Here is a 25,277-nt window from a genome sequence, read left to right on the forward strand (position 1 = left end):
GGGATACAGCGCACAGTTTTATACGTTATGGCCGGCAGCCAACTAGACAGACTTGAAGGAGTCATGCATGTCTACTTACCACCCAAAGAGCGGTGACATTACCCGTAAGTGGTACGTCATCGACGCCACGGACGTGGTCTTGGGCAAGCTTGCGTCGACTGCAGCGGATATCCTGCGCGGCAAGCATAAGCCACAGTTCGCACCGAACGTTGACACCGGCGATCACATTATCGTGATCAACGCCGAGAAGGTCCACATCTCCTCGAACAAGCGCGATCGCGAGATGCGCTACCGCCACTCCGGCTACCCGGGTGGTCTGACTGCTATGACGCTTGGTCGTGCGCTCGATGAGCGTCCGGACCGCGTTATCGAGGAAGCTGTCAAGGGCATGATGCCGCACAACAAGCTTTCCCGCGAGTCCATCAAGAAGCTTCACGTCTTCGTCGGCTCCGAGCACCCATACGAGGCTCAGAAGCCGGAAACCTACGAGTTTAAGCAGGTGGCACAGTAATGGCTGATCAGAACAACATTGCAGCTGAGACCGACATCGACGCGGCAACCGCGGCGACGGAAGAGTTCAACTACACCATCGGTGACGCTATTGCTCCAGAGGTCGAGGAGACCCAGGACACCGTTGAGGTTGCACCGCTGCACGAGGGCCCAATCCAGACCGTTGGTCGTCGTAAGCGCGCAATCGCTCGCGTGACCGTCGTTGAGGGCGAAGGCAAGATCACGGTCAACGGCCGTGAGTTCGAGGACTACTTCCCGAACAAGCTGCACCAGCAGGACATCCTGCTGCCGCTGACCCTGCTCGAGCGCGAGGGCCAGTTCGACATCAAGGCAAACATCAAGGGCGGCGGCCCAACCGGTCAGTCCGGTGCGCTGCGTCTGGCGATTGCCCGTGCGCTGAACATCTACAACCCGGCTGAGCGCCCAACCCTGAAGAAGGCTGGTCTGCTTACCCGTGACGCTCGTGCGGTCGAGCGTAAGAAGGCTGGTCTGCACAAGGCCCGTCGTGCACCGCAGTACTCCAAGCGTTAATCACTACGCTGGTTGTATCACCAACCGCCCCCTGGCATTGGCCGGGTGGGCGGTTGTTGTTTTTGTATAGCTGTCGGTAGTGCATAATAAACAGCATGACTCGATTGTTTGGAACTGATGGTGTCCGAGGTCTCGCCAATGAGCGACTGACGGCGTCGTTGGCACTGAAGCTCGGTGCCGCCGCCGCGACCGTACTAACGAAGGACCGTGAGTCCTCGAAGCGCCGCCCGACGGCGCTGATTGGCCGCGACCCACGCGTGTCCGGCGAAATGCTTGCGGCAGCGATGGCTGCGGGCATGGCGTCGAAAGGCGTGGATGTCCTGCGTGTCGGCGTGATTCCTACTCCCGGCTTGGCGTACCTCACTGATGACTACGGTGCGGACATCGGTGTGATGATCTCCGCGTCCCACAACCCCATGCCGGATAACGGCATCAAGTTTTTCTCCGCGGGTGGCCACAAACTGCCTGATGAGGTCGAGGACGAAATTGAGCGGGCTCTCGACACGCTTGAAGAAGGCGGGCCAACCGGCACCCGTATCGGCCGCGTGATCGAGGAGGCGCCGGACGCGCAGGATCGTTACCTGGCGCACCTCAAAGAGGCGATGAGCACCAGCCTGAAGGGCATCAAGGTCGTTGTAGACTGTGCGAACGGTGCGGCGTCCGAGGTTGCCCCGAAGGCGTACGAGGCCGCCGGTGCCGAGGTTGTGGCGATCTACAACGAGCCGAACGCTTTCAACATTAACGATGGCTCCGGTTCCACTCATATGGACAAGATCCAGGCGGCCGTCGTCGAATACGGTGCTGATCTTGGCGTGGCACACGACGGTGATGCGGACCGCTGCCTCGCCGTCGACGCTGAAGGCAACATCATCGACGGTGACCAGATTATGGCGATCTTGGCCTGCGGCATGAAGGCCGAGAACAACCTGCGCGACAACACGCTCGTAGCCACGGTCATGAGCAATCTGGGACTTACCCTCGCCATGGAGCGCGAAGGCATTGCACTGAAGCAGACCGCGGTGGGCGACCGTTACGTTCTCGAGGAGCTCAACCGTGGGGACTTCTCGCTTGGTGGCGAGCAGTCCGGCCACATCGTTGTCCCGGAGCACGCCACGACTGGCGACGGCACGCTGTCCGCGCTGCTGCTGATGGAACAGATGGCGGAAACCGGCAAGAGCCTCAAGGAACTCGCACAGGTGATGCAGGTGCTGCCACAGGTACTCATCAACGTGCCGGTGTCGGAGAAGTCCAAGATTATGAGCTCGCAGGAGGTGCTGGCTGCGATCGATGAGGTCGAGGAAGAGCTCGGGCACTCGGGTCGCGTGCTGCTTCGTCCTTCCGGTACTGAGGAGCTGTTCCGCGTCATGGTGGAGGCCGCCGAGGAAGAACAAGCCCGAAAGGTGGCGGGTCGCCTCGCAGCAGTCGTTGCGGCAGTGTAGAGTCCGTTGGTAAGAAATTTGGCCTCGCGGGGAACCGCGGGGCCGTTGGGGGAGTCTAACTAAGAGAAGTAGTTAGAACTGTCGGTGGTGAGCCGACGTGGATTTTGGGGGAAATTTTGAACATGGTGAACACGGTAAACACTGTGCACAACAAGGGCGTCAGCCTCAACGTTGACGCGGTGCGGTCATATTTTGCCGACGCCATCTCCGCCTACGAAGACACCGCCACGGACTTTGCCCGCCAGCAACCAGACCTGGGTGCGGACGACTTCGGTGCCGGTTTTGCCTTGCAGGGCCAGCGCATCACGGCGGCGATGCAAGCGGTCTATGCGGACTCGCTCCGGTTGTTGCAGGAGCGAACGCAGCAGTGGGAGGGGATTCGCAGCCTTGCACAGGAGGTCCGCGACGCTGACGAGGACGCCACCGATGGCATTTCGGGGGTGGGTTCCGCATGGTAACCAGCGACGTTGTCGAACAAGGGGTGCAGCGCTTCTCTCAGTCAGTTGCGACGGCCCCAGCCCTGGAGGGGCCTGAGCGCGACCAATTGCAGGCACTAGCGAAGGAAGTCATTCGGGAGCTGCAGGCCACCCGCTGCCAGGACCTACGCGGCTTCCACCAGGTCGGTGTCTCGCTGTCACAGTTCAATTGTGACGCCGTGGGCTACAGGTTTTCGTTGAAGGCGCCTTGCCAGGATACGCCGGGCAGTAAAGAGTGGTTTGAGCAGATCGGCGTGGGGTCGCGGGAGCGATGCTCGGCAGATTCGGAGACGCAGCACTTTACACGCCTAAATGAGCTGGGAAGCTCGATTACCTCGTGCTGCAGCGCTATAGATGATGTCAAGAAGACGTCCAACCTGGCGGTGGAACAGTTCGTGGTCCTTGCGCACTCGCACCTTGAGATACTTGCGAAGCTTGGAATCGCCACTCTGATTCGCCCATTGGTGCAGGTCGTAATTGATGCGATGCGGCAGGCGAGCCAGACAGCGAAAGAATGCAACGTGGCTGTCGCTGAGTGCCTCGATGCGATCGCGGTGTGCGTGGAGGAAGCACAACAGCCTTGCAGTCAGGCGCCCGGCGGAAAGCCAGTTGGAAGTGCGCCTGCTGCGGCGCCAGCGACGGCTGCGCACGCAGCCGGAAGCAGCTCGACCGCCAGTGCGAGTGTTGCCGCGCCGCCTGCTGCACCAGCGCCAGCACCAGTGCCTGCCCCTGCCCCTGCTCCTGTGCCGCCGACACCGCCGCAGCCGTGCGAGCGCCTTGTTTCTCTGGAGAGCGTCGGCACGCAGTCCGCGTCAGCGGCGCTGGCAGGTGCGGCAGGGATCAACGTGGCCTTTAACTTCGACGTCGATGTGCATGTTAACGCGCCCATCGAGGCCGTGACACGCGACGCAGCGGCGTTGTTCGCACCGGTACAGGAGCAGTGCGACGCTGCGCAGGCGTTCACGGGCGCGTTTGCACAAACGGGCGCGGCCGTCGTCATTGAAAGCATCAACGTCTTTGCAGCAAATATCGACGCGGCCTGGCAGTGCGCGACGGAGGCTGTGGAGGTGCCGTGTGACGTCGCGGAACCAACACCACCGGCACCGCCGGCACCCGAGCCCGCTCCTGCGCCGGAGCCTGCACCGGCAGTCGACGAAAACGGTGTGTTCGTGCCACCTGAGCAACTCGGCGAGGTGGAGCAGCCACCAGTGCCGGCCGAAAAGCAAGCGATGACGGCACCGGCGGCAGCAGAGACGTCATCAGAACAACACGCTGAGCAGCAGCAAGTCGATACAGACCCGGCTGATGCTTGGGGCGTCAAGAAATTGGGGGAATGGTAAATGGATTTTTCAAGGTTTGCAGCAGAGTACCGTCAGCGCACGGCGATGCGGATGGAGAACTTTGAAAAGATGATCGCTGAGCACCATCGCCAAATGGAGATGATGCTTACCGAGCAGCGAAGGGCCGCCGCGCTTGGCTACAAACGCCAACCTGTTGTCATTCCACAGGGTGGCGAGCGGTTGTTCCCGTTTCGCCGCCCGCCGCAGGGCGGAATCGCGTCTATCCGTACCGAGGCACGCCCCAACGCCCCGGAGGCACAGGGGGAGATGAAGCGTGCTGGTCAGCCCGGCACGTTAGAAGAATGAGAAGAGGCTGTCATCCTTGGTGAGGCCCGCCAGCTCAGCGAGGTCCTCACCGGTATAGGACGTGACGTTCTTTCCTTCGGCGTCCGGCTCGGAGTAGGAGGAGTACTTCTTCTCCCCGGCTAGCTGGTGCAGGAGGAACCCGGTGAGCAGGCCGCGCACTGTGGTCTGCAGGGAGGCGCTCGACTTGCCCAGGCCGAGCAGGCGCTTGGTCAGTGAGTCCTCCGAGAAGCTCTGCTGCTCGCCTTTCTTGACGCTGCGGTAGGCCACCTCGCCTGCCCAGTTGTATGCGAGCTTGGCGGGGTTGCCTGGATCGAAGAGCGAGTCACCGTCCTCGCCGGGGCCGATGATGAGCCCTGGGCGAAGCGCGCGCCGGGCCGCCTCTACTGCGGAGGGCGCCACGTTCGCCGGGTAAATTGCGGCGACTGCCTGCACCTTCGGGTTTTCTGCCGCGGTGAGTACGGCAGCGCCGCCACCCATGCCGTGGCCAACGACGCCGAGGCGCTGTGGGTGGATGCTAATCTTGCCGTTCCCGAGGCGCACCCCAGTCAGGATTTGCAGGGCGGTTTCTAAATCGGCGGCGAAGCCAGCGTGGTCGGGGCGCCACCCCTTTTCTGTATCTGGCGCAGCGACCGCAATGCCCCAACTGGCCAGGTGGCGAAGTGTACCGTGGTAGTCGTCGACACTCTGGCGCCAGTCGTGGCCGAAGGCGACGGCAGGGAGGTTCTTGCCCTCTGCAGGCGTGTACACCTTGCCCGGCAACCCGGTGTACCCGAGATCGCCCTCTAGCACCTTGTGTGGGCCTCGTTTGGACAGTTCAGCTAACTTCTTCAATTTCGCAGACACGCAACCTACCCTACTTGAATTCTGCAGTACTGAAATAGCGCTTCAGCGTTTTTGTGGTTTAGGGTTAGGGGCCAGATCGAGACAGGGCCGAGATTCAGCCTGATGGAGCCGCGCGGAAGGAGCAAGACATGCTTGGAGCGTTGTCCTTTGCGTTTATTGATTCCATCAACGTGTTGTTGATCGGGGTCATCGTGGCAGTCGGCGTGGTCGCCTCCCAGGCGCAGCGGCAGTACGCGAAGATTACGGCGCTGCTCATTGCTGGCGACTGGCTTGGGGTGGCGAGTCTCGCGGCGGTGATGTTGTTCGTATTCGATGGCCTCGGTCCGGTGGTGCAAACGTTTGTCGAAGGCCCCATTTTCGGGTGGCTCCTCATCGCTACTGGTCTCCTGACCGCGGTGCTCGCGCTTCGCGGGGGAGACAACCACGCGTTGATTGAACGGGTGATGCGCCCGCTGCGAGCACCCAACGCGCTGACGGTGCTGACGGGGTTTGTGCTGGGGATCGTCCAATCGGCGACGTCGATGCCGTTCTTCGGCGGGCTTGCGGTGTTGTCTGCGACGGGTCTTGATACCGCGACGAAGTACAGCTTCCTGGTGCTCTACGCGACGGTCGCGCTGTCCCTACCCACGCTGTGCGCCCTGCTGGTCGGTTGGGTGCGGGCGAAGCCGGACTCGGTTGCTGGACGAGGTTTCGCGTGGGCGCGCTCACACCCGGATACGGTTGGTTTGACCGCGACGTGGGTGGTATCGCTGCTGCTAGGTGTAGTCGGCGTGGCGCATTTGCTGTGATCGTTGTTCAATAGATGCCCATGAACGCTTTAAAACTTCGCATTGACCTGGCGGCGATTGCCCACAACACGAGGCAGATGCGCCGTCAGGCTGGTGGCGCGCGCTTGATGTGCGTGGTGAAGGCGGATGCCTATAACCACGGCGCGGCGAAGTGCGTCCCCATCATGGAGGCGAACGGTGCGGATGCGTTCGGCTGCGCGACGATCGCGGAGGCGGCTAGTGTGGCGAAGCTGACGTCGAAACCCGTGATGGCGTGGCTGTGGGCTCCGGGGGAGGAGCTGGTGGAGGGCATTGAGATGGGTGTGCCGAGTCTTGCGCACCTGCGCGCGCTTATTGACGCCCCCTTCGTCCCCACCGTGCATCTGATGATCGACACGGGGATGAACCGCTCGGGCGTAGATGAGGAACAGTGGCCGGAGCTGTTCGCGATGGCCGCCGAGGCGCAACAGGCCGGTCAGATCCGTGTGGCCGGGCTGATGAGCCATTTTGCGTGCGCGGATAACCCAGCGGACCCGTACACGGACCGGCAGCTGGCGACGTTCCGTGAAGCGCTCAACCAGGCGCACGAGGCGGGGCTAGAGGACCTGGTGAACCACGTGGCGAACTCGCCGGCGACGTGGACGAGGGACGACGCCCGCTTTGAACAGATCCGTCCCGGGATTGGCCTGTACGGGTTGGAAGCAATCGACGGCACCGACAACGGGCTGCGGCCCGCGATGAGCTGGGTCGCAACAGTGACCGCGGTCAAACCGATCCGCGCGGGGGATCCGGTGAGCTACTCAGGGACATGGACTGCGCCCGAGGACGGGTTTACCGCCGTGGTGCCCGCCGGCTACGCGGACGGCGTGATGCGCATCTGGCAGGACCGGATGGACGTCACCATTGACGGAGCCCGCTACCCCCAGGTGGGTCGGGTGTGCATGGATCAGATTGTGGTGTGGCTGGGCGCAAACGAAGCCGGTGTCGCGCCGGGCGATGAAGCGGTACTTTTTGGCGCCGGCGGCGTGAGTGCGGACGAGTTCGCGCTGCGGGCGAACACCATTCACTACGAGGTGCTGTGTGCACCGAAAGGACGGACAGTGCGGGAGTACGGTGGCAGGCGCGTATGCGAGACGCGCGAGGAAACGCAAGCGTTGGGGCGTGAGCTGGGGGAGACTTTGCGCGCCGGGGACGTGGTGATTCTCGACGGCCCGCTCGGCGCCGGGAAAACCACGCTGACGCAGGGCATTGCCGAAGGGATGCAGGTCAAGGGGCGTGTGACGAGCCCAACCTTCACCATCGCCAGGGAACACCGCGCGAAGGAGGCGGAGGGGGCGTCGTTAATTCATGTCGATGCCTACCGCCTGTTGGGGGAGGGCAGCTCTGGCGACCCGCTGGGTGAGCTCGATGCTCTCGACCTTGAGTCGGAGCTCGACCGCAGCGTCGTGGTGGCCGAGTGGGGTGGTGATCTCGCAGCTCACATCGCCAGTGAATACCTTTTGGTCACCATTGACCGCACCACGCTCGTGGAGCAAGACGAAGACAGTGAGGGCCGCATCATCACATGGCGGTGGGTGCACACAGAATAGGAAGATGTAGGCTGTAGGCCATGCTGAAGCTGAACAATACTAGCCGTGGTTGGGTCGCTATTGCGTGTGCACTGTGGGTGATTGTGCTCGTTGCTCTCATTTTCATCCCACTGACCAAGCCGTCCCCAATGGCGGCTGCGACGCCAACGAATTCTCTTTCCCGCTCCCTTGAAGAGGTCAAGCCTGGTGGTGAAGCCGTTGCGGGCCAGCTCATCGACCTGACTCGCGTCTACGACAAGGACTACATCGGGTTCACCACGCTGTGCCCGAACGAGCCGGACCAGCTGCTGCTGAGCAAGCTGCAGGCGCTGAACCTTGACCAGGACCGCTTCGATTTCTCCGGCGACTGGGGTTACATGCTGCTGTTCGACGAGGACCAGAACGCGGAGATCGACCTGGACAAGGTGGAGCTTTCCAAGGTGAACATCTGCTCCATCCCGCAGTCGGAGATGTTCCCAATGAATACGCCGCTGCCGTTCCACAAGGACGGTAACGGCTGGGTCATGGGAGTAGCGGCTTAATGCTGACGCTGGCGCTCGATACAGCCACGCACGACCTCGTTGTCGGCGTGGGCGAGCAACAGTCGCGCCGCGTGGATGCACAGCGGGTAATCAGAACCCGCTCGCATAACGAACTTTTGGTCCCCACTGTCAACGAACTACTGGCGGAAGCGGGCTGCACCTACGGTGCGCTCGAAGCCGTCGTCGTTGGCGTGGGGCCTGGCCCGTTTACGGGGCTTCGCGTAGGCATGGCCACCGCGTCCGCCTTCGGGCAGGCGCTGGGTGTGCCGGTGTACGGGGTCTGCACCCACGACGCCATCGCCGCGGAAGCCGGGGACACCACCGGGAAAAGCGTGCTAGTGGTCACTGATGCGCGCCGCCGCGAGGTGTACTGGAGCCTCTACCGTGACGGACAGCGCGTCGACGGCCCACACGTCAGCGCAGCCAGAGCGATCGACGTTGAGGGTGACGCCGTTGACATGCTCGTCGTCCCGGAAGCGCTGCGTGAGACTGTGACTGTCGCGGCTGGTGAGGTACACGATCTCGCGCCGGGGGTGCGCGGTCTGCTGGCTGCGTGCGATCCATCGGATACGCCGGAGCCACTCACACCGCTGTACTTGCGCCGCCCGGACGCAGTCCCGCCGAAGCCGCGCCCGCGCTCTGCTGCGCTGCCGGACATCAAACTGTGAATATCCGGGAGCTCACGCCCAGCGACGCGGACGCAGTCGCGGCGCTGGAAGCGGTGCTGTTCGCTGGCGAGACCCCGTGGTCGCGGGAGGTGCTGCTGACGCAGTTCGCGCAGCCGTACACGTTTTACATCGGTGCTTTCGACGACAAGGGCGCACTGCTGGGGTATGCGGGCCTTGCGATGCTGGGGCCGCGCAACGACCCGGAGTTCGAAATTCACACCATCGGCGTCGCGCCCGAGGTGCAGCGCCGCGGGGTGGGCAGGGAGCTGATGGACCAGCTCGTCCACACCGCCGACCTTCTCGACGGCCCGATGTTCCTCGAGGTGCGCACCGACAACTCCGCGGCGCTTGGCATGTACGAGCGCTACGGCTTTTCCGTGGTTGGCACCCGAAAGAATTACTATCAACCTTCTGGCGCGGACGCGTTTTCCATGATGCGTCCGCGGAAGATCGAAAGGGAGCAGGCATGATTGTTGCCGGGATTGAGTCCTCATGCGACGAGACGGCCGTTGGCATTGTCGACGTCCACTCCGACGGCACCATGGAGATCCTTGCGAACCAGGTGGCGTCTTCGATGGAGCAGCACGCACGCTTCGGTGGCGTGGTGCCCGAGATCGCGTCGCGTGCCCACCTTGAGGCGATGCCGCAAGTGATGGCCGCGGCACTGGAAGAGGCCGGTATCGATGCCCCGGACGTGGTCGCGGCGACGATCGGGCCTGGTCTTGCCGGTGCGCTGCTCGTTGGCGCGTCCGCTGCGAAGGCCTACGCGGTGGCGTGGGGTGTGCCGTTTTACGCCGTGAACCACTTGGGTGGGCACGTGGCGGTGGCGAACCTGGAAGGCCAGGAGCGGCTTCCGCACTCGGTGGCACTGCTGGTCTCTGGTGGGCATACGCAGTTGTTGGAGGTTGAGGCCGTTGGCAAGCCGATGCGCGAGCTTGGCTCCACCCTTGATGACGCCGCCGGCGAGGCCTACGACAAGGTCTCGCGCCTGCTTGGGCTTGGCTACCCGGGCGGCCCGGTCATCGACCGCTTGGCGGCGAAGGGTAACCCGGATGCGATTCCGTTCCCGCGCGCGCTCAGTAAGGCCGACGATCTGCGGGGCGAGCACCGCTTCGACTTCTCGTTCTCCGGCTTGAAGACTGCCGTGGCGCGCTACGTGGAAAAGGCGGAGCGCGAAGGCTGGGTGGTCAACGTGGAGGACGTGTGCGCGTCGTTCCAGGAGGCGGTGTGTGACGTGCTCGTGCGCAAGGCGCTGCTGGCACTGGAGGAGACCGGTGCGAAGACGCTGTTGCTCGGCGGCGGGGTGGCGGCGAACAGTCGCCTGCGAGGACTTGCCCAAGAACGTTGCGAGAAGGCTGGCGTGGAGCTGCGTGTACCGCGCTTCGGGCTGTGCACCGATAACGGCGTGATGATCGCGGCGTTGGCGGGCCAGCTCATCCATGAGGGGGCCAAGCCTTCGGAGCTGTCCGTGGCGACGGATACGTCGTTGGAAGTGGAGATCCCGCTCGTTCACCAGTAAAGATTGGTGAGTGTCGTCACAATGTTGAGTGTTAGCACTCGCAGGGGTAGAGTGCTAACAAGGTTGTGGAGAGCGCAGTTGTACACCCGCGACGACGGCTGGGCCTTCAAATAACCGCAAAACTACTGAACTGATAGATACAACATTGAAGGAAGGCGTTCAGATCATGGCAAACGTCAACATCAAGCCACTGGAAGACAAGGTTCTGGTACAGATCGCTGAGGCGGAGACCACGACGGCATCCGGCCTGGTTATCCCTGATTCCGCTGCTGAGAAGCCACAGGAGGCAGTTGTTATCGCTGTCGGCCCTGGCCGCTTGGATGAGCAGGGCAAGCGCATTGCTGTCGACGTCAACGAGGGCGACACCGTGATCTTCTCCAAGTACGGCGGCACCGAGCTGAAGTACAACGGTGAAGAGTACTTGCTGCTTTCCGCTCGCGACCTGCTGGCCGTCGTCGAAAAGTAATTGAAGGGGGCGTAGCCACCAATGGCAAAACTTATTGCATTTCATCAGGAGGCCCGCGAAGGCATCAAGAAGGGCGTTGACACTTTGGCGGATACCGTCAAGGTCACTCTTGGCCCGCGTGGCCGAAACGTTGTGCTTTCGAAGTCGTGGGGTGGCCCGACCGTTACCAACGACGGTGTGACGATCGCCCGCGACATCGACCTCGAGGAGCCGTTTGAGAACCTCGGTGCGCAGCTGGTGAAATCCGTCGCAGTGAAGACGAACGACATCGCCGGTGACGGCACCACGACCGCGACGCTGCTCGCGCAGGCGCTGGTCACCGAGGGGCTGCGCAACGTCGCTGCTGGTGCGAACCCGATCCAGCTCAACAAGGGCATCCAGGCTGCGGCCGAGAAGGTCATCGAGGAGCTGAAGTCGCGTGCGACGGAGGTTTCTTCGTCCGCCGAGATCGCCAACGTTGCCACCGTTTCCTCCCGCGACCCTGAGGTCGGCGAGATGGTTGCCGGTGCGATGGACAAGGTCGGCAAGGACGGCGTCGTCACCGTCGAGGAGTCCCAGACGATCGACTCGTTCGTCGACGTCACCGAGGGTGTCTCCTTCGACAAGGGCTTCCTCTCGCCGTACTTTATGACGGACCCTGACGCCGGCCAGGCGGTGCTGGAAAACGCCCGCGTGCTGCTGGTCCGTAACAAGATTTCCTCGCTGCCGGACTTCCTTCCGCTGCTGGAAAAGGTTGCGGAGGCATCCGTCCCGCTGCTGATCATCGCCGAGGACGTCGACGGTGAGCCGCTGCAGACGCTCGTGGTGAACACGCTGCGCAAGTCCCTGAAGGTTGTCGCCGTGAAGTCGCCGTACTTCGGCGAGCGCCGCAAGGCCTTTATGGATGATTTGGCTGTAGTGACCAATGCGACGGTCATCGACCCTGAGGTTGGCATGGCGCTCAAGGACGCCACGCTGGATGACCTTGGCTCGGTGCGCCGCGTCACCGTGACCAAGGACGACACCGTGCTTGTCGACGGCGCCGGTTCCGCTGAGGACGTCGAGGAGCGTCGCAACCAGATCCGCCGCGACATCGAGGCGACGGACTCCACCTGGGACAAGGAGAAGATGGAGGAGCGCCTGGCGAAGCTGTCGGGTGGCGTCGCCGTCATCCGCGTCGGTGCCGCGACTGAGACCGAGGTCAACGAGCGCAAGCTGCGCGTCGAGGACGCCATCAACGCTGCCCGCGCGGCAGTCGAAGAGGGCATCATCGCCGGTGGCGGTTCCGCACTGGTCCAGATCGCACGCGACCTGGAGGAATACGCGGAGACCTTCGAGGGCGAGCAGAAGACTGGCGTGTTGGCGGTTGCCCGCGCGCTGGTGAAGCCGGCGTTCTGGATTGCGGACAACGCTGGGCTGGACGGCTCAGTTGTTGTGTCGAAGATCGCAGACATGGCGAACGACGAAGGCTTCAACGCCGCAACGATGGAGTACGGCAACCTGGTTGAGCAGGGCATCATTGACCCTGTGAAGGTGACACACTCCGCTGTTGTCAACGCTTGCTCGGTAGCCCGCATGGTGCTGACCACGGAGGTTTCTGTGGTGAACAAGCCGGAAGAAGTTGAGGAACACGCACACGGTCACGCGCACTAATTAGTGTTTGTGACGAGGGGAGCCCGGACGGATACATGCCGTTCGGGCTTTTGCGTGCCTGATGGGTCAGGCTTTGGGAATGGCATGCTCGGCGCTGTACCCTTAGGCGATACTGGAAAGGAGTCGGGCGTCGCGTATGAGCGGTATAGATACTGATGACGTGAATGCGCAGCTTGCGCAACTGCTGCCTGCTGCACAGTCCGGTGATGATCGGGCGACGCAGCGCGTCGTGGCGCTCATTTATCCATTTGTGCTGCGCTACGCCCGCGCCCGCATTGGCGGTGGGCGCACCCCGACCCCGGAAGACGTCACTCAGGACGTGTGCTTTGCGGTAGTCAAGGCGCTCAGTACCTATAAGGACCAGGGCAAGCCATTCATGGCATTCGTGTACGGGATTGCATTTAATAAGGTGACGGATGCGCACCGCAGCTATGCGCGAGACCGAATGCTGCCCACCGAAGATATCCCCGATGGGGTATCGCAAGAGGCGGATCCAGAGGGATATGCGCTGGATGTCGACGCGAGTAACAAAATGCGCGAGCTGCTCGATGTACTCAATGAGAAAGCGCGAAATATCATTATTCTTCGCGTATTTGTTGGCCTTTCGGCGGAAGAAACAGCAGAGATTGTTGGCGGGACAGCTGGGTCGGTTCGTGTCTCACAGCACCGTGCCCTGGCTCGCCTGCGTGAGGCCCTTGAAGAAGAGGAGTCTGCGAAATGACACGTGATGCTCACCGTATCCCGCAGTTTGATGAGCTGTTGGCGGATGACGCCCTGTTGACCAAAGCGTCACGTGGAGAGGACCCTAGCGACGGCACCGATCCGCTTTTGGGCCTGATGGGTGCGCTGCGCGAGGACGTCGAGCGTCCGATGCCGGAGCCGCCATACATAGCGCCCGTGGCGGCGCCTGCGCGCAAGCAGATGAACCCGTGGCTCAGTGGGCTTGTGGGCGCGGCAGCAGCCACCGCAATCGTTGCTGGAAGTGGGGCAGTGTTGTACAACGCGACTCCTGATTCCCCTCTGTGGCCAGTAGCCTCAACCGTGTTTGGGGAGCGTGCGTCGGTCATGGAGCTTGCGAGCACGCTCGACGAGATGGAAGTAGCCAGCGATGAGGGTAACGGCGACGCTGTGCGTGCCCTGGTGCTGCAGGCCAAGGCGTTGCTTGACTCCATGGATGCGAAGAAGACGCAAGGGTCTGAGCCCACGGTGGCGTCGACAATCCCTGAGGTGACGGTGACGCGCACCGTGACTGTGACGGTGACACCTGAGCCGCGCGAACCGGTGACGGTGACGCAGGTGGTCACGGAGCAGCCTGCCGTCGAGCAGCATTCCTCCGCGCAGCCGACAGTGAGTGCGGAACCGAGCGGTGCGCACGTGTCGGCTACTACAGGCAAGGACGCCGCGCCGGAATCGCCAGTGGCGACGACCTCCCCCAAGCCGGTTGAGCCCTCGGCGTCAGCCTCGCCGCAGCACTAGCGCCCGGCGGACTCGATGCCGTCCATGTACCCCAGCGCGTAATCCCACGTGACATAGGCGTTGACGTCCGGGTTAGCGCTTGGTTCGTGGACGGGCGGCAGCGCGTTGTTGAGCGTGGAGATCATGTTTTGCTCCATGATGTCCCAGTCGTAGTAGTGCGTCTGCTCGCAGTCTTCACACATGAAGAAGATCCCAAGGATGCCGCGGGGGCGCAGGATACGTTGTGCGTCGCGGACGTGGGCGAGGTCGTGAATGATCGCCTGCCGCTCCTCGCTGCTTAAGGGCTCCGGCTGTTCGTCGTCCTCGATGAACGATGCCGGGTCGTTCGGGTCGTTTGCGAACGGGTCGAGTGGCATCATGTCGTCGTAATTCACACCGATCAGCCTATTGTGTGGGGAGTAGCAAGGCCAATTAGCCATGTGCGTTGGGATTTTTCGACGCCGCTGTGTGTCGTGTCGCGCGACGTTATATCATGGCTGAAAACCAATGTCGGGTACACCGCGCGCGGAAGGAGAAGTTGTCAATGGCAAACGAGCGAGTTCTTACAGGTGGGGATGACCCGCACAAGGTTGCACTGCGGGGCTTGACCTTTGATGATGTGCTGCTGCTGCCAGCCGAGTCTCACATTGTGCCGGCCGAAGTGAGCACGAGCTCGCAGTTCAGCCGCAACATCAAGCTGGGTATCCCGATCGCATCGGCTGCGATGGATACGGTCACGGAGTCGCGGATGGCGATCGCGATGGCGCGCCAGGGTGGCATTGGCGTGCTCCACCGTAACCTGAGCGCTCAGGACCAGGCGGAGCAGGTTGACATCGTAAAGCGTTCTGAGTCCGGCATGGTCACCAACCCGGTGACCGCCACACCAGACATGACGATTCGTGACGTCGACGCGCTGTGCGGCCGTTTCCACATCTCGGGCCTGCCGGTGATCGACGCCGACGAGCGCCTGGTGGGCATCATCACCAACCGCGATATGCGCTTCGAGCCGGACTACGACCGCAAGGTCGCAGAGGTGATGACACCGATGCCGCTGGTTGTGGCGGATGAGGGCGTCGATAAGCAGGAGGCACTTGCGCTGCTGTCGGCGAACAAGGTGGAGAAGCTGCCGATCGTGGACAAGGCAGGCAAGCTGGTTGGCCTGATCACGGTGAAGGACTTCGTGAAGAGCGAGCAGTACCCGAACGCGTCGAAGGACTCGAACGGCCGTCTGCTTGTTGCCGCTGGTATCGGCACTGGTGAAGAGTCCTACGAGCGTGCCGCGCTGCTCGTTGAGGCGGGTGTCGACGCCCTCGTCGTCGACTCTGCGCACGCACATAACAACCGCGTGCTGGAGATGGTGTCCCGTGTGAAGAAGGACTTCGGCGACCGCGTTGACGTCGTCGGCGGCAACCTGGCAACGCGCGAGGCTGCACAGGCGATGATTGACGCCGGCGCGGACGCGATCAAGGTTGGCATCGGTCCTGGCTCCATTTGTACCACCCGCGTTGTTGCGGGCGTCGGCGCACCACAGATCACCTCCATCCTGGAGGCTTCCGTACCTGCGCACAAGGCCGGGGTACCGATCATCGCAGACGGTGGCATGCAGTTCTCCGGCGACGTTGCTAAGGCGCTCGCGGCTGGCGCATCGACCGTCATGCTCGGCTCCATGCTCGCAGGCACCACTGAGGCACCCGGTGACGTTGTGGTTGTTGGGGGTAAGCAGTATAAGCGCTACCGCGGCATGGGCTCGATGGGCGCAATGCAGGGCCGTGGCCTGACCGGCGAGAAGCGTTCCTTCTCCAAGGACCGCTACTTCCAGGCAGACGTCACCAGCGAAGACAAGCTGGTGCCGGAGGGCGTCGAGGGCCGCGTTCCGTTCCGCGGAGATATCGACGCCATCACCCACCAGATCGTCGGTGGTCTGCGCGCCGCGATGGGCTACACCGGCTCCGCCTCGATCGCAGAACTGCAGACGAAGCAGTTCGTCCAAATCACCACGGCTGGCTTGCGCGAATCGCACCCGCATGACATCACGCAAACGGTTGCAGCGCCGAACTACCACAACTAATCCTTTCTGACTGGCTCCTGAAGGAGAGAACCTGACATGCGTGAATATGTAGAAATTGGCATCGGACGCGAAGCCCGCAAGGCCTACGACCTTGACGATCTGACCCTGGTTCCGACGCGGCGCACCCGCTCGTCGAAGGACGTCAACACGGAGTGGCACATCGACGCCTACTCCTTTGACATGCCGCTCGTATCCCACCCGACCGATGCCCTGGCGAGCCCCGAGTTCGCCATCGAGATGGGTAAGCAGGGTGGACTTGCGGTGCTCAACGCCGAGGGCATCCTGGGCCGCCACGCGAACTTCGAAGAGGCGATCAACGAGGTCTGCGGACAGGCGCCAAATCCCAAGGACCTCGAGCAGGAGAACTACCACGAGATTCCTAGCAAGATTGCCAAGGCTACGGCGACGCTGCAGAAACTCCATCAGGCGCCAATTAATTTGGACGTGTTGAGTGAGCGCATTGCGCAGGTCCGCGCGTCGGGCGCGACCATCGCTGTGCGCGTGAGCCCGCAGAACGTGCGCGAGCTTGCCCCTGCAGTGATCAAGGCCGGTGCAGAGATCCTGTTCGTGCAGGGTACGTTGATTTCCGCCGAGCACGTGCAGCCCGGTGGGGAACCGCTGAACTTGAAGGAGTTCATCGGCTCCCTCGACGTTCCGGTCATCGCAGGTGGTGTCTTCGACTACACGACGGCCACGCACCTGATGCGTGCTGGCGCAGCCGGCGTGATTGTTGGTTCGGGTCGCTCCTCTTCCGGCCTGGCGCTGGACGTTCCTCTCGCAACTGCGATTGCTGACGTGGCTGCAGCTCGCCGCGACTACTTGGACGAGACCGGTGGCCGTTATGTCCACGTCATCGCTGATTCGGCACCGTCGAACGCCGGGGACATCGCGTTGGCACTCGCCATGGGCGCCGACGCCGTCATGGTAGGCAGTCTGTTTGCGAAGGCGAACGAGGCCGCTGCTGGCGGCGCGTATTGGGAACCGGCGGCTGCGCACCCGCGCTTCCCGCGCGGCGAGGTTGCCAACTGGGAGTTCGGCGATCGTCTTCCGCTGTCTGAGATTTTGTTCGGTCCATCGAGCGATTCGGGCGCTGCCACGAACTTAGTGGGCGGTTTGCGCCGTATTATGGCGAAATGTGGGTACACTGATCTCAAGTCGTTCCAAAAGGTCGACGTGACCGTCCGCCCGTAAACAGATTGACCTAATATATCGAATATGGCCTACGAAGTAGTTATTAAACGAGATGCCCCTGACGGCCCACACCACGAGGTTGATGTCAACCACATCTTCTTCTCGGTGACGGACAGCAAGGGCATTATGACCCATGTCAATGAGGTCTTTATTCACTACGCGCAGTATCCCGAAGTCGAGATGATCGGGAAGCCACACAATCTCATTCGCCATATTGAGATGCCTGGTGGCGCGTTCAAGCTGATGTGGGACGTCATTGAGGACGGCCGACCGTTCGCAGGCTATGTCCGTAACCGCGCAAAGAGCGGCTCTGCGTACGACGTGTTTGCTACCGTGACGCCTCTGCCAAATGGCGACTACCTCTCGGTGCGCACCCGCCCGATGACCGAACTGTTCAAGGTCGTCGGCGACGTGTACCAAGCGGTGAACGACGTTGAGTGGAAGGCGCGCCACGAGGGCGTTGGCCGTCGCCGCCGTGCAGAGCTTGGCTTGGACAAGCTGCAGGAGCTTGTGCCTGATTACGACGCCTTCGTTGCCGAAGCGCTGCCGGCCGAGGTGCTGGCGCGTGAGGAAGCGGGCTTCGACCTTCCAGAGGGCACCGGCGAGGTGTACGAGGCCACTAAGCGCCTCTACCGCGAGCTGGACCGCTTCATGGAAATCCAGTCCTCCATTAAGGAAGCCGCCGAAGAACTGGCAAAGGCCAGCCAGACTTTGGTGGAAGAAAACGCTGTGACCAACAGTGTGAAGGGCGAGATGGAAAACGTCATGGCGGAGGGCGCTGCCCGTACGCTGTTGCTTGCACCGCTGCAGGTGTGGGCAACGATGCGTGGCATCATCGACGAGAACGCGCAGTCACTCAACGAGGTGGCTGGCGAGTTGGCGAAGAAGGCGGCGTCCGCGCGTATGGCGATTGCGCTGGCTCGTCTGCATACTGCGCAGACCGCGATTTTCTCCCTTGAGGCGAACCGCGGCGAGGTGCTCTCTATGCTGTTCGACGCCCTCGAGGTGGACGTGAAGCAGATGGACGACGCAGTCTTCCTGCACTCCTCCCTGGCGAACCGCGTGGACCTGAAGGTGAACTCGATTTCCGAGCTGACCAAGATGCCGCTCGAGATGATTCGTCGCTGGTCCCAGACCACGGCGCAGGAGCCGTTCGGCGAGAACATCGAGCCGCTTGTTGCTCAGGTGCACCGCGCTATCCAGGCTGCTGATAACTCTATCGAGCGCCTGCACGCTTCCTCGCAGAAGCTGGGCTCCGACCCGGCGATTGACGGGGTACACGATGCGCTGGAGAACCTGCGCGCGCTGCTGAAGTAGTCTGTTGTAACGTCGCAACGCTGAAGACACCACCCGCCAAGCGGGTGGTGTTTTGTTGTTTCGAAGGGATTCCCGCACCAGATTCCAGTATTTCGGCCGGGTGCATTGGCGTTTCCCCAGGTCCCGAATTGTGCGCGCGGGAATGTGGTGCGCAGGACACTGTCATCGGGCTCACGTACACATTAGGTGCTGCGTAGGTTAAGATTTGGTGCGTGACTACAGCTCAAACTCGCCCTGTTCTTGTTGTTGATTTCGGTGCGCAGTACGCGCAGCTCATTGCGCGTCGTGTGCGTGAGGCGCACGTGTTTTCCGAAGTCGTTCCGTCCACGATCTCCGCTGCGGAGGTGAAGGAGAAGCAGCCGCTGGCGCTTGTCCTGTCCGGCGGCCCGTCGTCCGTGTATGAGGATGGCGCCCCGCAGTTGGACCCTGAGATTTTCGAGTTGGGGATTCCGATCTTCGGCATCTGCTACGGCTTCCAGGTGATGACGCAGGCGCTCGGCGGCAAGGTTGAGCAGACCGGCGCCCGTGAGTACGGCCGCACGGCGATGAACGTCAAGGGCGGCGTGCTGCACGCCGACTTGCCGGAGGAGCACAAGGTGTGGATGAGCCACGGCGATTCGGTGACGCAGGCTCCGGAGGGCTTCGAGGTCACCGCGTCTTCGAAGGGTGCGCCGGTCGCCGCGTTCGAGAACGTGGAGCGCAAGTTCGCCGGTGTGCAGTACCACCCGGAGGTGATGCACTCGCCGCACGGCCAGGAGGTGCTGACGCGCTTCCTCACCGAGATTGCTGGTCTGGAGCAGAACTGGACGGCATCCAATATTGCGGAGCAGCTCATTGAGCAGGTTCGCACCCAGGTTGGGGACGGCTACGCCATCTGTGGTCTGTCCGGTGGTGTGGACTCGGCTGTTGCTGCGGCGCTGGTGCAGCGTGCGATCGGGGACCGCCTGACCTGTGTGTTCGTGGACCACGGCCTGCTGCGTCAGGGTGAGCGCGAGCAGGTGGAGAAGGACTTCGTCGCCGCGACCGGCGCGAAGCTGGTCACCGTGGACGAGCGCAAGGCCTTCCTGGACAAGTTGTCTGGTGTGACCGAGCCGGAGGCCAAGCGCAAGGCGATCGGTGCGGAGTTCATCCGTTCCTTCGAGCGCGCTGTGGCTGATGTGTTGTCGGACCACAAGGTTGATTACCTGGTGCAGGGCACGCTGTACCCAGACGTCGTGGAGTCTGGCGGCGGCGCCGGCACCGCGAACATTAAGAGCCACCACAACGTCGGCGGCCTGCCGGACGACGTCGAGTTCGAGCTGGTCGAGCCGCTTCGTCTGCTGTTTAAGGACGAGGTCCGCGCGGTCGGCCGCGAGCTGGGCCTGCCTGAGGTGATCGTGAACCGTCAGCCGTTCCCGGGCCCGGGCCTGGGCATCCGGATCATCGGTGAGGTCACCGAGGAGCGCCTGGAAACCCTGCGCGCTGCTGACGCGATTGCTCGCGAGGAGCTGACCAAGGCTGGACTGGATGACCAGATTTGGCAGTGCCCGGTTGTGCTGCTGGCCGATGTGCGTTCGGTTGGTGTGCAGGGCGATGGCCGCACCTACGGCCACCCAATTGTGCTGCGCCCTGTCGCATCTGAGGACGCGATGACCGCGGACTGGGTACGCATCCCGTACGAGACGCTGGAGGTCATCTCGACCCGCATCACCAACGAGGTGGCGGATGTCAACCGCGTGGTGCTGGACGTGACCTCCAAGCCGCCGGCCACCATCGAGTGGGAGTAAGTCAGTTTCTTTCGCCCGCGTCCTCGCGGGCGTAGTACGCGGACACGGATCCGACGCGCTGCGACACGTTAATCGTGAGTAGTGCGCTGTCTGTGTTCGCGTTTTGTCGTTCTTCGGGGCATGCGGCCTCGCCGATGTTCACCTTGCAGTTGATGTCGACGGGGACGTTTTCCGGCAGGATGATATCGGTGCTGCCGATGTTGTTCGCAATGTTGACCGTTTTCGGCTCACTCAGCGGTTCGAGATCGGTGAAGTCGATGTAGGACTCGCCGATGAAGTCGGGGGTGCCCATTGGGTCTGGTAGCTCGTCGACGTCGTACACGGTGATGTACGCGCTGCCGAAGCGGCTGTAATTGCCAAGTCGCACTTCGCTGGTGGCCCCCAGCGCAAACACTGTTGCCGTTGTCAGCACCAGCGTGACGGGGATCCACAGCCAGTAGCGCTTCTTTGGTCGCGCACGCTCCGGCGCTGGCTCGGTTGGTTCGGGTAGGTGCCACAGCCCGGGTGCCGCGCCGAGCGGGTCCCACGCGGGTGGCGTGCCAGGATGCTCGTAGCCTTCGGACACGGTGAGGTGCGAGGTGTCCACGGTGGGGCCTTCGCTTGTCGGCGCCTCCTCGGGGTTCATTGCCAGCAGTCCTGCCGGGGGCTCGGGTCGGCGCTGGTGAGCGAGGTACCAGCCGAGCGAGAACAACACGAACGTAACGAGCACCCCGTTGAGATCGCCTGCGGCTGAGACAGATGGGAAGAAGACCACTAGGCCAAGCAGCAGCCACCAACCGGTGCTGCGGTCCTTCTTCTCCGGTTCGGTGAGTTGTTCTTTCGGCGTGATAATTGCGTTCCACGGGCTGCGGGTCATGCCGAAGCGTGGCATGTTGATCCAGCACAGCAGGTAGAGGAAGAGGCCACCACCGAATATGAGTGCAAGTGCTACGAAGATAACGCGGATCAGTGTCGGGTCGATTTGGTAGCGGGCGCCGATGCCTTCGCAGACGCCGCCGATGGCAGCCTTGCCGCCCTGGTCCTTTGGGATGCGGGGTGGGCGGGTCTCCCACATGCGCTTCAGTGTGTTGGTTTCCATGTCTTTATTGTCCCGTGGTGGGCCCGCGGGCGGTATCGGGAATGACCCTGATTTTTGATTTCAGGGTTTACCCCGATGTGCCCAAGGAACTGTGCGTGTAAAGATGAGTGCATGTCTGCTTTGTATCCCCGGCTGACCCGGGACCCGTCCCGCCGCGTCATTGCGGGTGTGGCTTCTGGCGTGGCGGGACACCTTGGGGTGGATGTGCGGTGGGTGCGGCTGTTTTTTGTTGTCGCCAGTTTCGCCGGTGGGCTGGGGGCGTTACTGTACTCGGGCTTGTGGATGTTCACCCCGGTTGCCGAGAGCACCGAGCCTCGGCAGCGTCCTGGAGCGCTGGATGTTTTCCTCGTGTTGGTGGGGTTTGTGGGCGCGCTGCTGTCCTTGCAGGGCTCCTCGGGTGTTGGATCGGCTGTGCTGTTCGTGGTTGGCGTACTCATAGTGGGTGCGATTATCGCGTTGCAGGCCTACGACCGCGGTACGGCCTCATGGAAGAACCTCGCGGCGCTGTCCTTGGGAGCGCTGCTCGTGATGGGTGGGGTGCTGGCGGTAGCGCTGATGGGGGAAAGCAGCGGGGTCGCCGGTGTGGTTGTCTCTGTGCTGGTGACGGTGCTGGGGGTGGCGGTGCTGGTGGTGCCGTTGATTACGAAGTTGGCGAACTCGCTCGTCGCGGAGCGTGAACAGAAGGCGGTGGCGGACCAGCGCGCGGAGATCGCCTCCCGCTTGCATGACTCGGTGCTGCAGACCTTGGCGCTGATTCAGCGCCAGGCGGGTGACCCGGACGAGGTGGTTCGGCTTGCCCGTGGCCAGGAGCGTGAGCTTCGCGCCTGGCTGTTCGACGATACCGTGTCCAACCACACCACCACCTTCGCCGCGTTGCGCAAGGCTGCTGGCGAGGTGGAGGACGCCTATGGGGTCGTGATTCAACCGGTCACGGTGGGAGACGACTTTCCTTTCGACAAGCGCACCGAAGCGGTCGTGCTCGCCGCCCGGGAGGCGATGGTCAACGCCGCAAAGCATGCGGGGGTGGACACGATCGACGTCTACGCGGAGCACCTCGCGGGCAGGCTCGAGGTGTTCGTGCGCGACCGGGGTGCCGGCTTCGACCCGGAGGCGGTGCCGGCGGACCGGCACGGGCTGCGCGATTCCATCGTGGGGCGGGTTGAGCGGGTTGGGGGAGAGGCGCACGTGGTGTCGTCGATAGGCAATGGCTCCGAGATCGAACTAGCGTTAGACCTATGACGCGCGTGTTTCTCGTAGACGACCACTCGGTGTTTCGGGCCGGAGTGAAGGCCGAACTGGCTGCCGCAGGCGACGGCCAGCTGGACATCGTCGGTGAGGCTGGCACGGTCGCCGAGGCGGTGCGAGGGATCGAGCAGACACAGCCCGACGTCGTGCTTCTCGACGTCCACATGCCCGACGGCGGCGGCCTCGCAGTGCTGAAGCGTGCACCCGGCCCGGCGTACTTGGTGCTCAGCGTGTCCGACGCCGCCGAAGACGTCATTGCCCTAATCCGCGCGGGCGCCCGCGGGTACGTGACCAAGAACATCGCGGGCGCGGAGCTCACGGAGGCCATCGAGCGGGTACGCGGCGGGGACGCGTACTTCTCGCCGCGCCTGGCGGGGTTCGTGCTTGATGCGTTTGCGAGCAGGCCTGTCGTCGAGGAGGACGACCCGGCGGTGGACTCGCTGACCCGGCGCGAACTCGAGGTGCTGCGCCTGCTGGCGCGGGGCTACACGTACAAGGAGATCGCGCAGCGCCTGTTCATTTCCGTGAAGACGGTGGAGACGCATGCGTCGAGTATTTTGCGTAAGACGCAGACCTCGAACCGCCACCAGTTGACCCGGTGGGCGGTTGCGCGCGACCTGGGCTAGCGTACACCTACCTGCCGCAGCAGCGACTGTGCGGTTTTGTCTGTTTCCTGCAGTATGCGCGGGTCGGTGCCGGGCATTGGGGAGATGGTGGTGTCTGCCCACTGCTTGCCGGTGGGGATGCCTGCGATGTGCAGGCGCGGGTCCAGGGTGCCGTCGGGGTGGATGGTGCGGCGGGTATCTGCGTCGGTTTCGGGGGAGCCAGTGGGCGTGCCGAAGGGCGCGAAGGGGCGGATGCGCTCGCTTTCCAACAGTGACGCGGTCAGTGGGTCGGCTGCGCGGGTGATGTTGGGGGACGGCAGGAAGGCGTCTGCGAGGGTGTCCGCGGTGACGGTGCGCTCGGCGCTGGTGGCCGTGAAGTGTGTGCCCGATTGCGTGACGGTTGGGGTTGGGCCGAGCAGGGTGACCAGGCCGGCGTCGATAAGCGCGAGGAGCTCGCGGGAGCGGAACATCGGAGGACCGGAGCCGACCATCTGGCCGAACGCCATGTAGTCGGAGAGCGCGCCGCGCTGGTCCTCCGGGGTACCACGGCCGTTCTCGACGGCGATGGCGGTCGGTTTGCGGCCTGCGGAGATCACCCACAGGGCGGACTTGATGGGGGAGTCGTGGGCGGCGACGGCCTCGGCGATGTCGCGGGCCAGGGCGTCGGCGATGACGCAGTTCAGGCTCTCGGCGTCGAGGCCGTCACACCCGGCCAGGGGGTCGATCCAGTAGGAGATGTCGAAGGGCTCGGTGGTGGCGTCGGCAAGGGCGTCGTTGAGCGCGCGGGCGCAGGGCAGGAGGCTGGTGCGAGTGGCGGCGCCGGCGAGTGGTGCGGCGTCGATGCGCGAGATGATGTCCGCAAGCGGGATGCGCAGGGCGTCGGGGCGTACGCGCGCAAGCGTGGTGTAGTAGGCGGCGTAGGAGTCGCGGATGAGGGCAGGCCAAAGCTGCTCGCCGAAGCTGAGTGTTGTGGCGTCGCTGTGCTGCTCGATCGCGGCGCGCAGTCGCGAGAGGTCGGCCTTGGGCGGCAGCGAGTGGTACTCGGATTTCGGCAGGTAGGGGTAGCCGCGACCCGAGGTGACCACGAGGTGAGGCTCGGCGCCGCTGGGTTCGTAGCGCAGCCCGGAGCGGGTGTCTGCGGGCACGAAGCGGCCGCCACGGTTGATGGTGCTCAGCGCCATGAGGTCGAAAAAGCCCATGCCAAGCCCGCGCACGATTGCGGTTTCGCCAGCGACCAGCGTGTCGACGTCCTGTTCCACCGGGTTGCCGGGCTGAATCCAGTGCCCGCGGAAAGCCACCGGGTGCTCTGGGACGACCCAGCCCGTGGCGAGCACGGTGGCGTCGGCGTGGACGGTGGTGCCGTCCTCAAGCGTGATGGCGTCGCGGCCGTTCTCGGCGGTGATGCGCTGCGCGCGGGAGCGGTGGTTGGTGACGGTCACGTGTTCGGGGAGCTGCGCCAGCGCGACCGTGAGGACCCAGTGGAGGTACTCGCCGTACAGCGCGCGGGATGGGTTGGACTCCGGGCGGGTGGCAGCCAGCTCCGCGCCGAAGTCGGCGGTGACGTGGTCGGGGGTTGGGTGGGCGTCGAAAAGTGATTGCTTGGTGGCGGACACGGCGTCGCGCTCGCCGCGCAGGAGCTGGATCCACTCGTACATGGTCGGGCCCTCGAGTACGGGGGCGGTGACGGTCGCGCCGGGTTCGGTGAAGAGGGTGACGGCGCCGGCCAGCGTGTTCATGCACAGCGTGTGGGTTTGTGTGGTGTCCCAGACGCGCCCGGCGCCGTGCTGGGCGTCGTCGATGAGGTGGATTGTCAGCGGCTGGTTGGAATTAGATTCGTTGAGCGTGGCGGCGACGCGTTCGATGATGGAAATGCCGCGTGGACCTGCGCCGACGATGGCGATTGCTGGCTGCACTGTGTGTTCCTTCCTGTTGCGACAGTGACCGT

The 25,277-nt window shown here is 63.2% G+C and carries 26 protein-coding genes; 22 read left to right on the top strand and 4 right to left on the bottom strand.

The features are described 5' to 3' along the window. Positions 1-67: 67 nt before the first annotated feature. From rplM to HMPREF3170_RS02830, 6 genes are all read left to right on the top strand, one after another. Positions 68-511 (top strand): 50S ribosomal protein L13, encoded by a 444-nt coding sequence (rplM, locus tag HMPREF3170_RS02805; protein WP_070363053.1) that lies wholly within the window; start codon positions 68-70, stop codon positions 509-511. After that, entirely contained in the window at positions 511-1,041 is a 531-nt protein-coding gene (gene rpsI / locus HMPREF3170_RS02810) for a 30S ribosomal protein S9 (RefSeq protein WP_070363052.1), read from the top strand. Before rplM ends, rpsI begins: the two co-directional genes overlap by 1 nt. A 95-nt stretch (positions 1,042-1,136) precedes the next feature. After that, positions 1,137-2,480, top strand: a complete 1,344-nt coding sequence (glmM, locus tag HMPREF3170_RS02815; protein ID WP_070477590.1) for a phosphoglucosamine mutase — start codon at positions 1,137-1,139, stop codon at positions 2,478-2,480. Positions 2,481-2,602: 122 nt separating this feature from the next. Then, positions 2,603-2,938, top strand: a complete 336-nt coding sequence (locus tag HMPREF3170_RS02820) for a hypothetical protein (RefSeq protein WP_070477591.1) — start codon at positions 2,603-2,605, stop codon at positions 2,936-2,938. After that, complete coding sequence (locus HMPREF3170_RS11655; RefSeq protein ID WP_070477593.1) at positions 2,932-4,296, top strand: hypothetical protein; 1,365 nt, start codon at positions 2,932-2,934, stop codon at positions 4,294-4,296. Before HMPREF3170_RS02820 ends, HMPREF3170_RS11655 begins: the two co-directional genes overlap by 7 nt. Then, on the top strand, positions 4,297-4,602 hold the full coding sequence (locus HMPREF3170_RS02830) for a hypothetical protein (protein WP_070363048.1): 306 nt from the start codon (positions 4,297-4,299) through the stop codon (positions 4,600-4,602). Here HMPREF3170_RS02830 and HMPREF3170_RS02835 read toward each other — a convergent pair. Further along, positions 4,591-5,445 (bottom strand): dienelactone hydrolase family protein, encoded by an 855-nt coding sequence (locus HMPREF3170_RS02835; protein WP_070477595.1) that lies wholly within the window; start codon positions 5,443-5,445, stop codon positions 4,591-4,593. The two genes, HMPREF3170_RS02830 and HMPREF3170_RS02835, sit on opposite strands and share 12 nt — an antisense overlap. Positions 5,446-5,573: 128 nt before the next feature. On the opposite strand from HMPREF3170_RS02835, the gene HMPREF3170_RS02840 reads away from it, so the two are divergent. The 10 genes from HMPREF3170_RS02840 (at position 5,574) to HMPREF3170_RS02885 (ending at position 14,083) form a co-directional block, all read left to right on the top strand. Continuing rightward, the gene (locus HMPREF3170_RS02840) at positions 5,574-6,233 is read left to right on the top strand and encodes a GAP family protein (RefSeq protein ID WP_070363046.1); all 660 of its coding nucleotides are present in this window, start codon (positions 5,574-5,576) and stop codon (positions 6,231-6,233) included. 20 nt (positions 6,234-6,253) lie between these two features. Beyond that, the gene (gene alr / locus HMPREF3170_RS02845) at positions 6,254-7,801 is read left to right on the top strand and encodes an alanine racemase (protein WP_083290813.1); all 1,548 of its coding nucleotides are present in this window, start codon (positions 6,254-6,256) and stop codon (positions 7,799-7,801) included. Positions 7,802-7,821: 20 nt separating this feature from the next. Then, a complete protein-coding gene (locus tag HMPREF3170_RS02850) occupies positions 7,822-8,322 on the top strand; it encodes a hypothetical protein (protein WP_070363044.1) in 501 nt (166 codons plus the stop codon). Next, positions 8,322-8,990, top strand: coding sequence for a tRNA (adenosine(37)-N6)-threonylcarbamoyltransferase complex dimerization subunit type 1 TsaB (tsaB, locus tag HMPREF3170_RS02855; RefSeq protein ID WP_070477597.1), 669 nt, complete (start codon positions 8,322-8,324; stop codon positions 8,988-8,990). Before HMPREF3170_RS02850 ends, tsaB begins: the two co-directional genes overlap by 1 nt. Then, a complete protein-coding gene (rimI, locus tag HMPREF3170_RS02860) occupies positions 8,987-9,460 on the top strand; it encodes a ribosomal protein S18-alanine N-acetyltransferase (RefSeq protein WP_070477599.1) in 474 nt (157 codons plus the stop codon). Before tsaB ends, rimI begins: the two co-directional genes overlap by 4 nt. Further along, positions 9,457-10,509, top strand: coding sequence for a tRNA (adenosine(37)-N6)-threonylcarbamoyltransferase complex transferase subunit TsaD (tsaD, locus tag HMPREF3170_RS02865; RefSeq protein ID WP_070477600.1), 1,053 nt, complete (start codon positions 9,457-9,459; stop codon positions 10,507-10,509). The genes rimI and tsaD overlap by 4 nt, the downstream gene beginning before the upstream one ends. 166 nt (positions 10,510-10,675) lie before the next feature. Then, the gene (gene groES / locus HMPREF3170_RS02870) at positions 10,676-10,975 is read left to right on the top strand and encodes a co-chaperone GroES (protein WP_070363040.1); all 300 of its coding nucleotides are present in this window, start codon (positions 10,676-10,678) and stop codon (positions 10,973-10,975) included. 21 nt (positions 10,976-10,996) lie between these two features. Continuing rightward, a complete protein-coding gene (gene groL, locus HMPREF3170_RS02875; RefSeq protein ID WP_070477601.1) occupies positions 10,997-12,607 on the top strand; it encodes a chaperonin GroEL in 1,611 nt (536 codons plus the stop codon). 136 nt (positions 12,608-12,743) lie between these two features. Then, complete coding sequence (shbA, locus tag HMPREF3170_RS02880) at positions 12,744-13,328, top strand: RNA polymerase sigma factor ShbA (protein WP_070477602.1); 585 nt, start codon at positions 12,744-12,746, stop codon at positions 13,326-13,328. After that, positions 13,325-14,083 carry a hypothetical protein gene (locus tag HMPREF3170_RS02885; protein WP_070477604.1) on the top strand — a complete coding sequence of 253 codons (759 nt, stop codon included), beginning with the start codon at positions 13,325-13,327 and terminating at the stop codon, positions 14,081-14,083. The genes shbA and HMPREF3170_RS02885 overlap by 4 nt, the downstream gene beginning before the upstream one ends. Here HMPREF3170_RS02885 and HMPREF3170_RS02890 read toward each other — a convergent pair. Further along, positions 14,080-14,502: a DUF5319 domain-containing protein gene (locus tag HMPREF3170_RS02890; protein ID WP_070363036.1), complete on the bottom strand. Its 423-nt coding sequence runs from the start codon at positions 14,500-14,502 to the stop codon at positions 14,080-14,082. The two genes, HMPREF3170_RS02885 and HMPREF3170_RS02890, sit on opposite strands and share 4 nt — an antisense overlap. Before the next feature lie 104 nt (positions 14,503-14,606). Between HMPREF3170_RS02890 and guaB the strand changes: the two genes are divergently transcribed. The 4 genes from guaB to guaA all read left to right on the top strand — a co-directional run bounded on the left by guaB (position 14,607) and on the right by guaA (position 20,404). Continuing rightward, positions 14,607-16,130, top strand: a complete 1,524-nt coding sequence (guaB, locus tag HMPREF3170_RS02895) for an IMP dehydrogenase (protein WP_070363035.1) — start codon at positions 14,607-14,609, stop codon at positions 16,128-16,130. 36 nt (positions 16,131-16,166) lie between these two features. Then, a complete protein-coding gene (locus HMPREF3170_RS02900) occupies positions 16,167-17,321 on the top strand; it encodes a GuaB3 family IMP dehydrogenase-related protein (RefSeq protein ID WP_070477608.1) in 1,155 nt (384 codons plus the stop codon). Between the two features lie 24 nt (positions 17,322-17,345). Continuing rightward, positions 17,346-18,638: a PAS domain-containing protein gene (locus tag HMPREF3170_RS02905; RefSeq protein WP_070477610.1), complete on the top strand. Its 1,293-nt coding sequence runs from the start codon at positions 17,346-17,348 to the stop codon at positions 18,636-18,638. Between the two features lie 212 nt (positions 18,639-18,850). Continuing rightward, positions 18,851-20,404 (top strand): glutamine-hydrolyzing GMP synthase, encoded by a 1,554-nt coding sequence (gene guaA / locus HMPREF3170_RS02910; protein ID WP_083290814.1) that lies wholly within the window; start codon positions 18,851-18,853, stop codon positions 20,402-20,404. Between the two features lies 1 nt (position 20,405). On the opposite strand, the gene HMPREF3170_RS02915 is transcribed toward guaA, so the two are convergent. Further along, positions 20,406-21,482, bottom strand: a complete 1,077-nt coding sequence (locus HMPREF3170_RS02915) for a PspC domain-containing protein (protein ID WP_070363031.1) — start codon at positions 21,480-21,482, stop codon at positions 20,406-20,408. A 111-nt stretch (positions 21,483-21,593) separates the two neighbouring features. Here HMPREF3170_RS02915 and HMPREF3170_RS02920 point away from each other — a divergent pair, with 111 nt between their 5' ends. Together HMPREF3170_RS02920 and HMPREF3170_RS02925 are read left to right on the top strand one after the other, a co-directional pair. Next, entirely contained in the window at positions 21,594-22,721 is a 1,128-nt protein-coding gene (locus HMPREF3170_RS02920; protein WP_070363030.1) for an ATP-binding protein, read from the top strand. After that, a complete protein-coding gene (locus HMPREF3170_RS02925) occupies positions 22,718-23,353 on the top strand; it encodes a LuxR C-terminal-related transcriptional regulator (protein WP_070477614.1) in 636 nt (211 codons plus the stop codon). The genes HMPREF3170_RS02920 and HMPREF3170_RS02925 overlap by 4 nt, the downstream gene beginning before the upstream one ends. On the opposite strand, the gene HMPREF3170_RS02930 is transcribed toward HMPREF3170_RS02925, so the two are convergent. Then, positions 23,350-25,245, bottom strand: a complete 1,896-nt coding sequence (locus HMPREF3170_RS02930) for an FAD/NAD(P)-binding protein (RefSeq protein ID WP_070477616.1) — start codon at positions 25,243-25,245, stop codon at positions 23,350-23,352. The two genes, HMPREF3170_RS02925 and HMPREF3170_RS02930, sit on opposite strands and share 4 nt — an antisense overlap. Between the last annotated feature and the right edge of the window lie 32 nt (positions 25,246-25,277).

Source organism: Corynebacterium sp. HMSC08D02 (assembly GCF_001807505.1).
In the GTDB taxonomy this organism is placed as follows: Bacteria; Actinomycetota; Actinomycetes; order Mycobacteriales; family Mycobacteriaceae; genus Corynebacterium; species Corynebacterium pseudogenitalium.

Bases quoted from the DNA above. Each gene is read 5' to 3' on its own strand.
- HMPREF3170_RS02890 (WP_070363036.1), bottom strand. From the start codon at position 14,502: ATGGCTAATTGGCCTTGCTACTCCCCACACAATAGGCTGATCGGTGTG.
- tsaD (WP_070477600.1), top strand. From the start codon at position 9,457: ATGATTGTTGCCGGGATTGAGTCCTCATGCGACGAGACGGCCGTTGGC.
- rpsI (WP_070363052.1), top strand. From the start codon at position 511: ATGGCTGATCAGAACAACATTGCAGCTGAGACCGACATCGACGCGGCA.
- glmM (WP_070477590.1), top strand. From the start codon at position 1,137: ATGACTCGATTGTTTGGAACTGATGGTGTCCGAGGTCTCGCCAATGAG.
- tsaB (WP_070477597.1), top strand. From the start codon at position 8,322: ATGCTGACGCTGGCGCTCGATACAGCCACGCACGACCTCGTTGTCGGC.
- HMPREF3170_RS02915 (WP_070363031.1), bottom strand. From the start codon at position 21,482: ATGGAAACCAACACACTGAAGCGCATGTGGGAGACCCGCCCACCCCGC.
- groES (WP_070363040.1), top strand. From the start codon at position 10,676: ATGGCAAACGTCAACATCAAGCCACTGGAAGACAAGGTTCTGGTACAG.
- HMPREF3170_RS02920 (WP_070363030.1), top strand. From the start codon at position 21,594: ATGTCTGCTTTGTATCCCCGGCTGACCCGGGACCCGTCCCGCCGCGTC.
- alr (WP_083290813.1), top strand. From the start codon at position 6,254: ATGAACGCTTTAAAACTTCGCATTGACCTGGCGGCGATTGCCCACAAC.
- shbA (WP_070477602.1), top strand. From the start codon at position 12,744: ATGAGCGGTATAGATACTGATGACGTGAATGCGCAGCTTGCGCAACTG.
- HMPREF3170_RS02905 (WP_070477610.1), top strand. From the start codon at position 17,346: ATGGCCTACGAAGTAGTTATTAAACGAGATGCCCCTGACGGCCCACAC.
- HMPREF3170_RS02840 (WP_070363046.1), top strand. From the start codon at position 5,574: ATGCTTGGAGCGTTGTCCTTTGCGTTTATTGATTCCATCAACGTGTTG.
- guaB (WP_070363035.1), top strand. From the start codon at position 14,607: ATGGCAAACGAGCGAGTTCTTACAGGTGGGGATGACCCGCACAAGGTT.
- HMPREF3170_RS02925 (WP_070477614.1), top strand. From the start codon at position 22,718: ATGACGCGCGTGTTTCTCGTAGACGACCACTCGGTGTTTCGGGCCGGA.
- HMPREF3170_RS11655 (WP_070477593.1), top strand. From the start codon at position 2,932: ATGGTAACCAGCGACGTTGTCGAACAAGGGGTGCAGCGCTTCTCTCAG.
- rplM (WP_070363053.1), top strand. From the start codon at position 68: ATGTCTACTTACCACCCAAAGAGCGGTGACATTACCCGTAAGTGGTAC.
- HMPREF3170_RS02900 (WP_070477608.1), top strand. From the start codon at position 16,167: ATGCGTGAATATGTAGAAATTGGCATCGGACGCGAAGCCCGCAAGGCC.
- groL (WP_070477601.1), top strand. From the start codon at position 10,997: ATGGCAAAACTTATTGCATTTCATCAGGAGGCCCGCGAAGGCATCAAG.
- HMPREF3170_RS02820 (WP_070477591.1), top strand. From the start codon at position 2,603: ATGGTGAACACGGTAAACACTGTGCACAACAAGGGCGTCAGCCTCAAC.
- HMPREF3170_RS02885 (WP_070477604.1), top strand. From the start codon at position 13,325: ATGACACGTGATGCTCACCGTATCCCGCAGTTTGATGAGCTGTTGGCG.
- HMPREF3170_RS02830 (WP_070363048.1), top strand. From the start codon at position 4,297: ATGGATTTTTCAAGGTTTGCAGCAGAGTACCGTCAGCGCACGGCGATG.
- HMPREF3170_RS02850 (WP_070363044.1), top strand. From the start codon at position 7,822: ATGCTGAAGCTGAACAATACTAGCCGTGGTTGGGTCGCTATTGCGTGT.